At 64.7% G+C, this 9,009-nt stretch carries 8 protein-coding genes; 2 read left to right on the forward strand and 6 right to left on the reverse strand.

What is annotated here, in order from left to right:
- Window positions 1-41: 41 nt before the first annotated feature.
- The 3 genes from AC1DS5_RS22225 to AC1DS5_RS22235 form a co-directional block, all read right to left on the reverse strand.
- A complete protein-coding gene (locus AC1DS5_RS22225) occupies window positions 42-1,754 on the reverse strand; it encodes a thiamine pyrophosphate-binding protein (protein WP_477720421.1) in 1,713 nt (570 codons plus the stop codon).
- Window positions 1,755-2,081: 327 nt separating this feature from the next.
- Window positions 2,082-2,390 carry a hypothetical protein gene (locus tag AC1DS5_RS22230; RefSeq protein WP_477720422.1) on the reverse strand — a complete coding sequence of 103 codons (309 nt, stop codon included), beginning with the start codon at window positions 2,388-2,390 and terminating at the stop codon, window positions 2,082-2,084.
- Window positions 2,391-2,509: 119 nt separating this feature from the next.
- Window positions 2,510-3,094, reverse strand: coding sequence for a histidine phosphatase family protein (locus tag AC1DS5_RS22235; protein WP_477720423.1), 585 nt, complete (start codon window positions 3,092-3,094; stop codon window positions 2,510-2,512).
- Window positions 3,095-3,342: 248 nt separating this feature from the next.
- Here AC1DS5_RS22235 and AC1DS5_RS22240 point away from each other — a divergent pair, with 248 nt between their 5' ends.
- Both AC1DS5_RS22240 and AC1DS5_RS22245 read left to right on the forward strand, forming a co-directional pair.
- Window positions 3,343-4,254: an aldo/keto reductase gene (locus AC1DS5_RS22240; RefSeq protein WP_477720424.1), complete on the forward strand. Its 912-nt coding sequence runs from the start codon at window positions 3,343-3,345 to the stop codon at window positions 4,252-4,254.
- A 3-nt stretch (window positions 4,255-4,257) separates the two neighbouring features.
- Window positions 4,258-4,866 (forward strand): DUF6064 family protein, encoded by a 609-nt coding sequence (locus AC1DS5_RS22245; protein ID WP_477720425.1) that lies wholly within the window; start codon window positions 4,258-4,260, stop codon window positions 4,864-4,866.
- A gap of 108 nt (window positions 4,867-4,974) precedes the next feature.
- Here AC1DS5_RS22245 and AC1DS5_RS22250 read toward each other — a convergent pair whose 3' ends face one another.
- The 3 genes from AC1DS5_RS22250 to AC1DS5_RS22260 form a co-directional block, all read right to left on the reverse strand.
- Window positions 4,975-5,613, reverse strand: a complete 639-nt coding sequence (locus AC1DS5_RS22250) for a general secretion pathway protein GspB (protein ID WP_477720426.1) — start codon at window positions 5,611-5,613, stop codon at window positions 4,975-4,977.
- A gap of 4 nt (window positions 5,614-5,617) precedes the next feature.
- Window positions 5,618-7,228 (reverse strand): ExeA family protein, encoded by a 1,611-nt coding sequence (locus AC1DS5_RS22255; RefSeq protein ID WP_477720427.1) that lies wholly within the window; start codon window positions 7,226-7,228, stop codon window positions 5,618-5,620.
- A 193-nt stretch (window positions 7,229-7,421) separates the two neighbouring features.
- Window positions 7,422-9,009, reverse strand: a 1,588-nt coding sequence (locus AC1DS5_RS22260) for a type I secretion C-terminal target domain-containing protein (protein ID WP_477720428.1), incomplete at its 5' end; no start/stop codon positions are given.

The raw sequence follows: 9,009 nt of genomic DNA on the forward strand, positions 1-9,009 counted from the left end.
TCGTTATAGACCAATAGCCCATATAAAACCTCGATAGCTTGCTATTTTTTTTGTAGCGATTGAGTCAATGCAGTCTGAGTAATTGACGACAGCGTGCCGCGCGTGGTGATGACTTCCGGGTCCAGCGTGACCTCGATCACCGTGCCCTCCTTGCGCGCCAGTGCGGCCAGCAGCTCGGCCTCGAATTCGGCGGTGCGCGCGATGCGCACACCCGCATAGCCGTAGGCACGCGCCAGGGCGGCGAAGTCCGGGTTGTTCAGGCGGGAGCCGCTCTCGTGCTGCGGGTACTCCCTTTCCTGGTGCATGCGTATGGTTCCGTACATACCGTTGTTGAGCAGCACGATGATGCTTTTGGCGCCATGCTGCACCGCTGTGGCCAGCTCCTGGCCGTTCATCAGGAAGTCGCCGTCGCCCGCAATCGTGAAAGCCACCCGGCCGGTCGTGATGGCCGCCGCAATGCCCGCCGGCACACCATAACCCATGGCGCCCACGGTGGGCGCCAGCTGCGTCTTGTGGCCCTTGACGAGGCCGTGGTGCCGGTAGAAGCGGTGCACCCAGCTCGCGAAGTTGCCCGCGCCGTTGGTCAGTACCGCATCTTCCGGCAAATGCTTTTGCAACAGGCCGACGATGGCAGGCATGTCGATATCGCCCGGCAGATTGGCCGAAGGCGTCGGCTTGAGGTTTTCCAGATAGTCCTCGTTCGCCGACGCCGTCCAGGCCTCCCAGGCTACCGTCACCGGCGCCGTCAGCACCTCCAGCGAGCGCGCAGCGGCATTCATGGTGGCGTTGATGGCCAGGTCGGCCTGGTAGACGCGGTTGAGCTCTTCGGCACTTGAATGGATGTGCACCAGCTTCTGCTTGGGCCGGGGCGCTTCCAGCAAGGTGTAATTGCCGGTCGTCATTTCCCCCAGGCGCGGGCCGATGGCGAGGATGAGGTCGCTGGCCTTGATGCGCGCGGCCAGTTTGGGGTTGAGGCCGATTCCCACGTCGCCGGCGTATTGCGGATGGTGGTTGTCAAACGTGTCCTGGAAACGAAAGGCGTTGCCCACCGGCAGTTTCCAGTTTTCGGCAAAGCGCTGCAAGGCCTGCGCCGACTGCGGCGTCCAGCCGCCGCCCCCGGCAATGACAAACGGCCGCTGCGATTGGAGCAGCATCTCGCGCAGCGTACGCACGGAGCCGGGGTCGCTCCAGGCCTGGACCGCCTCCACGCGGGGCAAGGGCTGGGCGCCGGTCATCTGCGTCAGCATGTCTTCAGGCAACACCAGCACGACCGGACCGGGCCTGCCGTTCATGGCCGTCGCAAAAGCACGCGCCACATACTCGGGAATCCGGTCGGCGTCGTCAATGCGCTCCACGCGCTTGGCAAAGCCCTTGGTGCTTGGTCCGAAAAAGCTGGCGTAATCCACCTCCTGGAAGGCCTCCCGGTCGCGGCAGTCGCTGGCCACATCGCCCACCAGCAGCACCATGGGCGTCGAGTCCTGAAACGCGGTGTGGACACCGATGGAAGCGTTGGTGGCGCCCGGCCCACGCGTCACCATGCAAACGCCCGGCCGGCCGGTGAGCTTGCCGTGCGCCTCGGCCATGAAGGCCGCACCGCCCTCCTGGCGGCAGGTGATGAATTCAATCTGGCCCTGACGTGCATGCAAGCCGTCAAGGACGGCCAGGTAGCTTTCACCGGGTACGCCAAACGCATGGGTAACGCCCTGGGCAATCAGGCAGTCAACGAGAAGGTGGCCCGCAAGTTGTGTAGTCATGGGCCGTATTGTGCCGCGCTGGGAAATTGCCCCCACGCTTGTCACTTCGTGTACTGCGCGAGGCCTTGCAGGCCGCGGCTCGCGAGACGCTTCGCCTCTGTCGCCCGTCCAAGCCTGCGCAGGCAGGCTTGGAGCCGCGGGCTCCAGCCCCTCGGGGGCCGTTTTCCTTGGGGCGGCCCTGTGGAAAAATGCCGCCGTGCTTTCAGGGTCCTATTCGTCCTGAGCCTGTCGAAGGATGCTCCAAGGAGGCTGTACTTGCCCGGGCCGCCCAATCAGATCAGTTCGGATAGGGGGCGCACTGCTGCCGTATCGACCGGGGGAAATGCGCTACTCGGGCGTGTTGTTGTCGCTGTCTGCACCGCCGGCTGCCAGTGCCTGCTTGGCCAGCTCTTCGTCACTCAACGGTGGCGCATCCTCAAGAGCCGCCAGTTCTTCAAGAAACTCCTGCGTCGGCTCTTCATGCTCCAGCAGCACTTCTTCAAGCTTTTGCTGGCCAGTCTCGACATGTACCGAAGGTGAATGCAGTGCAGTGGGCGGCACAGGAAATTTCTCGCCGAGTTCGAATTTCAGCGCCTGTGATTTCTCGTCGACCCAATGCGCGAAATCGCCGCCTTGGGGGGGATTCGAATTGCTCATGCCGTCATCTCCTTGCTTGCGTTGCGGTTCCGGCGCGGGTGGCCGGCTCTGCTCCGGCTTCATTATGGCGCTATGTTCGACGCAGTGGTAGTACCCCAATAGATTCACAGATTCACGCGTCAGGGCTTATGAGCGGTCAGCCGCCCGGCGACCGTGAAGCGCCCGCCGCCTTGGGGCGTGAGCACCACCATCTCCGCCATGCCGGGTGAAATGCCGGTTAGCGCCGCGATGGTGGAGCCGTGCGAAACCAGCACCGTGTTGCCGCCCGCAGGTAGCTGGCTGGCCAGCGGTTTGAGCTCAGCCACCTGACGGGCCGCCAGCTCCGGACGGCCAAACAGGTTGCCCAGCGCCGGCGAGATCTCGGGGGCCTTGCCGAAGGCCAGCCTGGCGGTTTCGGTGCAACGGCACCATGGGCTGGAGAGCAGCTTCCCCACCGCAACGCCTCGGGTACGGAAAGCGTCGCCAAGCTGCCGCGCATGGGCGCGGCCCTCGTCGTTCAGGTTGCGCTGCGTGCTGCAATCGCCGAGCGTCATTCCCTCCGGGTCGCCCACGCCCGGGGTCGTCAGCGCGTGCCGGATCAGGATAACCTGGCCGCCGCCCTTGAGCAGCGACCACAGCGCTTCATCGGCCGACGCGAACGGCGTCCAGGCCAGCGCGGCAAGCAACAGCGGGAGCAGCCGCGCGATTCGGCTCAGGTTCATCATGCAGTCTCCGTAGGATGGGCATTGATTGGTATTCATACTACGCCGCCCGCCTTGTCCCTGCCCTTGTCCCTGTGTTAGTGTGGTGTTGCACGCTATCAGGCACATAAAACCGCGCTTTTTTTCCCATGGCCGCGTTGCAAATCCTCGCCATGGTTGGGCTATGGCTGCGGTTTTCGCCTTGCCCTGAACAAAAATCCATCGGTTTTATGGGTACCTGCAAGCATGCAACACCACACCGGTCTGGAAAAATGAGACGCCGCACCCTGCTGCTGCACCTGCTTCCCGCGTCAAGCGCGCTGGGCATGGTGGGAGCCTACGCACAAAACGCTGCGCCGTCACTGCCGATGTCCAGGCCCGTTCCCTCGTCCGGCGAACAGATTCCGGTGGTCGGGCTGGGCAGCTGGATCACCTTCAACGTCGGCAACGACCGCCCGGCGCGCGCGCATTGCGCCGAGGTCATGCGCCATTTTTTCGATGCCGGCGGCCGCCTGATCGATTCCTCGCCGATGTACGGCTCCTCGCAAGGCGTGATTGGCGATGGCCTGCAAAAACTCTCGGTACAGCAGCGCGTCTTTTCCGCCGACAAGGTCTGGACTTCCTCGGCCGGGGCGGCGCAGATCGAGATGTCGCGCCGGCTCTGGCGGCTGCCTCGTTTCGACCTGCTGCAGGTTCACAACCTGGTGGCCTGGCAGGAACAGCTGCCACTGCTGCAGGCCATGAAAGCCGCAGGCCAACTGCGTTACGTGGGAATCACCACCTCGGAGGGGCGCCGCCACCACGAGATGGAACAGATCATGCGCGGCCACCGTATTGACTTCGTACAGCTCAGCTACAACCTGCTCGATCGCGAGGCTGAAGAGCGGCTGCTGCCGCTGGCGCGCGAGCGTGGCATCGCCGTGCTGGTCAACCGGCCGTTCCGCCAAGGCGCCCTGCTGCACCAGCTGCAGCGCCATCCGCTACCGGCCTGGGCCAGCGAGATCGACTGCGCGAACTGGGCCCAGTTCGCGCTGAAGTTCATCGTCTCTCACCCCGCGGTGACCTGCGCGATTCCCGCCACCAACCATGTGGCCCACGTGCGCGAAAACATGGGCGCAGCGTTCGGCCGGATGCCTGACGAGGCGTTTCGCAGGCGCATGGCCGCTCACATCGAGAGGCTGTGAGCCATGTCCGAGTGGTGGACCTACCGGCTCTCGGACTTCCTGATGTTTTCACCCGGGACTTATTGGCGCCTGGTCGAGCTCTACAACCGCGATGTCTGGCCGGCGCAGCTGGTCGCACTCGCCGCCGGCCTCGCCTCGCTTTGGCTGGCCGGGACCCGGCGCGCCGGTGCAGGCCGTGTGCTCACGGCCCTGCTCGCCGCGGCCTGGCTCTGGGTGGGCTGGGCCTTTCATTGGCAGCGCTACTCAACGATCAACTGGGCGGCGCCCTACTTCGCCGTGGCGTTCGCCGTCCAGGCCGTGCTGCTTGTTGCCCTGGGGGTGTTGCTCCGCGACGCGCACGCACCGACCGCCGGCGTCACCGTGCAACGCCTCGGCTGGCTGCTGGCCGTGACGGGCGTGGTGCTCTACCCGCTGGCCGGGCTGCTCGCTGGCCACCCGCTGCGCCAAGCGGAGGTGTTCGGTATGGCGCCGGAGCCGACAGCACTGGCCAGCCTGGGCCTGCTGCTGGCCAGCGGGCACCCGCCATCACGCGCCCTCCGCTGCTTGCTGGCCATCATTCCCACGCTTTCCCTGCTGGCGGGCGCGGCGACCTTGTGGTCGATGGCTGGCTGATCGCCTTATTCCATTTCTAACTCGATACGAGATGAGGCGCACCGCCGCAGACAGTGCTGTAACGGCCAAGGCGGGGCAACGACATATCGTGTTGAAGCAGGAACGGAATCAGTACGCCACCGCGTAGCGATAGCCGCGATACTTCAGCACCGCGGTCTTGGCACGGATCTGCTCCAGCACCACGCCCGGGGCCGGCACTGCGCCTTCGCCCACCACCTGGCCGTTGACAATCAGCATGCGCTGCGCTGGGTTGTCGGAATAGACGCCGCCGCTGATGGCCAGCTTGGGCAGGTCACGCTGTACATCGGCCGGCAATTCATTGACGGACAGCAAGCGATCAGGGGCTGCCGCTGCGGGCGCCGGTGAGGAAGCCGCCAGCGCCGGAGCCGGCTTTCGCGCTTCACGCAAAGGAACCGCGGGCGGGGCCACAGGCGCGGCGGGCGGTGGTGCTGCGGGCAACACCTCGGTCGCCGGCAGAGGCCTGATCACGGCAGGCGCCGGGGACGTGCCGGTCCCTGCAGCGGGCAAATACACGGCCGGTGGCGCGTCAGGCCCGGCCAGCTGCCATGCCGCCACAGCCAGCAAGCCGGCGCCGATGACCACTGCCCCTCCCAGCCAAAACCGGGTCTGAGGGCCTTCAGGTGGCTCGAGTGCCGACATCTGCAAGGGCTGAGCATGGATGCCCCGTGCCGGGTCGCGTTCGCGCTGGGCGTCGGCTTTCCGAAGTGCGTCGAGAATGTAAGACATGGGGTCAAGGCCCGGTTCGAAGGCGCGGCTCGTCCACGCCGGCCGTGCGATTGAGCTGCATAAAAGTCAACGGCCCGAGTCGGCCGTCCGTGGGCAGGCCCTGGGCCAGTTGAAAAGTGCGCAGGCGAGCTCTGAGCGAGGCATCCAGCACGGGCCGGCCCGCCTGCGGCGCCGTGCCATCCACCGCGGTCAACCGGGTCGCAACCCATTCGACCACCGGACCGTGCTGACCATCAAGGGGGCGGCCTCCATAACCGGCGGGTGAACGCCAGAGCGTGGAAAAGTCGCCTTGCCAGCGCGCGGCCAGCGCGGCCAGTGTGACGGTCTGCTCGGTGCCTCCGGCGCGCAAGGTGGCGCTGTCGTCTGTCAGGGCGGTGAGCAAGGCAAAGGAAGGCGAGCCGCTCTGGCTGTCGAGCTTGACGATGCCGGGGCGGCCCAGCTGGCGGATCAGGGCCAGACTGGTGTTGCTGCTGAAGCACCGCACCTGCTCGCGCTGCAGCGCCTGGCAGGGGTCGCCCTCCCCGGGGGTCAGTTTCCAGGCCTGCGCCAGTTCGCGCCAGGCCTGGCCTTCGTCGCGCAGCAAGGTGGGGGGCGGTGCGGGCGGAGCGAGGGTTGCGTCGGCTGCCGCAGCGGCCACCACCGGTCCGGAGGCCGCAACCGCTGCAATCTCGGACGCTTGCTGCGCTTGCGGCACCTGCGTCGCAAGGCGGGCCGTGGCGAGCAGCCCGGCGCCGGCGGCGACACTCAGGCCCACCAAGGCAAGGCTGCGCTGCCAACGCCATGGTGCGCGCACCGGCTGGTCGAACACCTCGTCCGCCGCCTTGTTGACGATGCCGCGGTTGACCGTGGCCTGGCCGCCCGCAAAGGCTCCCAGCAAGGCACGATCGCACAACAGGTTGATGCGGCGGGGCACGCCGCGCGCCCGCTGGTAAATGCGTTTGAGCGCCTTGCGATCGAACGGCAGCGCGCGATTCAGGCCCGACACTTCAAGGCGGTGCAGGATGTACTGCGCCGTCTCGGCCTCGGTGAGTGCATCGAGGTGAAAGCGTGCGATTACGCGCTGAGCCAGTTGCTCCAGTTCGGGCCGCTGCAGCATGGTGCGCAGCTCGGGCTGGCCGATCAGGACGATCTGCAGCAGCTTGCGCTCGCTGGTTTCCAGGTTGGTGAGCAGGCGCAGCTGCTCCAGCACCTCGGCAGACAGGTTCTGCGCCTCGTCAATGATCAGCACGTTGTTCTGCCCGGCGGCATGGGCCTGCAGCAGGAAGGTGTTGAGCGGGTCGAGGTAGTCCTTGACCGTGAGCGGCAGCAGCTCTTTTTGCGGCACCGTGACGTGGAACTCGTCGCAGATCGACTGCAGCAGCTCGGTTACCGTGAGCTTGGGATTGAAGATGTAGGCGACGTTGCAGTGGGCCGGAATCTGCTCCAGAAAGCAGCGGCACACCGTGGTCTTGCCAGTGCCGATCTCGCCGGTCAGCAGCACAAAGCCACCGCTGCCGCCCAGCCCGTACAGCAGGTGCGCCAGTGCTTCGCGATGCCGGTCGCTCATAAACAGCAGCCGCGGATCGGGAGCGAGCGAAAACGGCGCCTGTGTCAGGCCGAAAAATGGCATGTACATGGCTGCAAAGGATACCGCACCACCATCGCCGGGCGCTAGTCATAAACAACGCGCGCCGCGCCGGCGGCTACGCTCCCCGTAGCAACAATGTCACCAATGGCGCACTCCTGGTGGGACGCCTGCGCGCCCAGGCGCCCCGACCGATACCCCCAGAGCCCTTTTGAACAAAGAGCCTCCGGCCGGCATCACGGGTTTATGCGTCGACAGTCAACCTGTTTGCGCTCAGCAGATTGGTGATGATCGCCTGGTCATTCGCACCCACCAACTGGATGTTGTCCAAAACGATTGTCTGGTCTACCGAGCCGCCGACACCAGAGGATTTAACCGAAATTGTCGTATCGCCAGTTGTCGAATTGAAGTTGAAATCCAGATAGGCGTCCAGACTCACAGCTGTTGCATGTTCGCCCTGCAGGAGATCCTTCAAATCCAGCTTGTCGGCGCCGCCAGGTACCCAGTCCGTGATCGTATCGACTGGAACAGATGAAGAACTGGCATCCGCCAGCGTCCATTTGAAGATATCAATACCATTCCCACCGGTCAGCGTATCGCTGCCGGAACCACCTGCAAGCGTGTCGTCGTTGTTGCCGCCATCGAGCACGTCGTTCCCTTCGCCACCGTTCAAAACGTCATCGTTCTCATTGCCGAACAGCGTGTCATTGCCACCACCGCCGCGCAGAGTATCGGTGCCGTTGTTACCAATAAAAGTGTCGATGCCAGCGTTGCCGGAAAGGGTGACATCACCGATCAGTGTGTCCCCACCACCAAGTGCATCGATATACGAGAAGTCGTTGCCATCCAGCGTAAAGCTATTAGCGGCAGAGGTAGTGTCAATCACGTTGATCGTGACGCTTCCCGCATCGGCAAGGCTTCCGTCGCTCAAGGTATAGCTGAGGGTATAAGAGCCCGCCGCCGGCGAAGTGCCGGTGATACCGACAAGATGGCCTGCACCGTCATAGGTCGCTGCAAGCCCGGAGGGCAGACCAGTGACTGCGGTGACGAAAAGAGGGTTGCCGTCGGGATCGGTATCGTTGTGGGTGAACCACGATGCCGTGATAACTCCCGCCGCGATTGGGGTGCTGTCGGAGAGCACCCAGACGTCGCTGTTCGCATGGGGTGCAGCATTCACGACATCAGAAGAGCCATTGATCGTCACCGTCACGGTCTGGGTGTCAAAGGCGGCGCTGAGGTCCGTGCTTTTAACCGTGTAGGTCAGCACGAGAGACTGGCCCTCCGCCAGGTAATCGAAGGCCTGCGTCCCCGAGTTGAATGTCCAGGACAGGTTGTGTGTCTCACCCACATCCGCCGTGAGCCCTGATGACGGCACGACATTGAACATGCTCAGCAGTTGAGCGTCCGTCAGCCCAAGTCCCGCGACGGTGCCCGAAGCCGCCACCGACAGTACCGTCGTACTCACGGTATCACTGAGGTCCACGTCAGTGACCGTCAGCGTACCGCCATCGCTCAGACCCGCATTGGTTTCAAGCAGGGTTACCGCCGCGGTGTCGGTCGATACAACCTGAATATTCGGCGTATCGTTGCTGCCGGTGATGGTGATCGTCACCGTCGTGGCCGCCGAGGCGGCGTTGCCCGCCCCCGAGTCGTCGGTGGCCACCACGTTGTACGAGAAGGTGATGGTTTCACCGGCGCGCAGGAAGTCCAGGTTCTGGCTGGCGCTGTAGTCCCAGCTGTCCTGGTCGACCGAGAAGCCGGCCACCAGCGCCGAGGCCACGCCCGCAGCCAGCGTGCCGCCGCTCCAGGCGATGTCGCCGTTGGAGCTCTGG

Source organism: Polaromonas sp. P4_H1 (assembly GCF_056400945.1).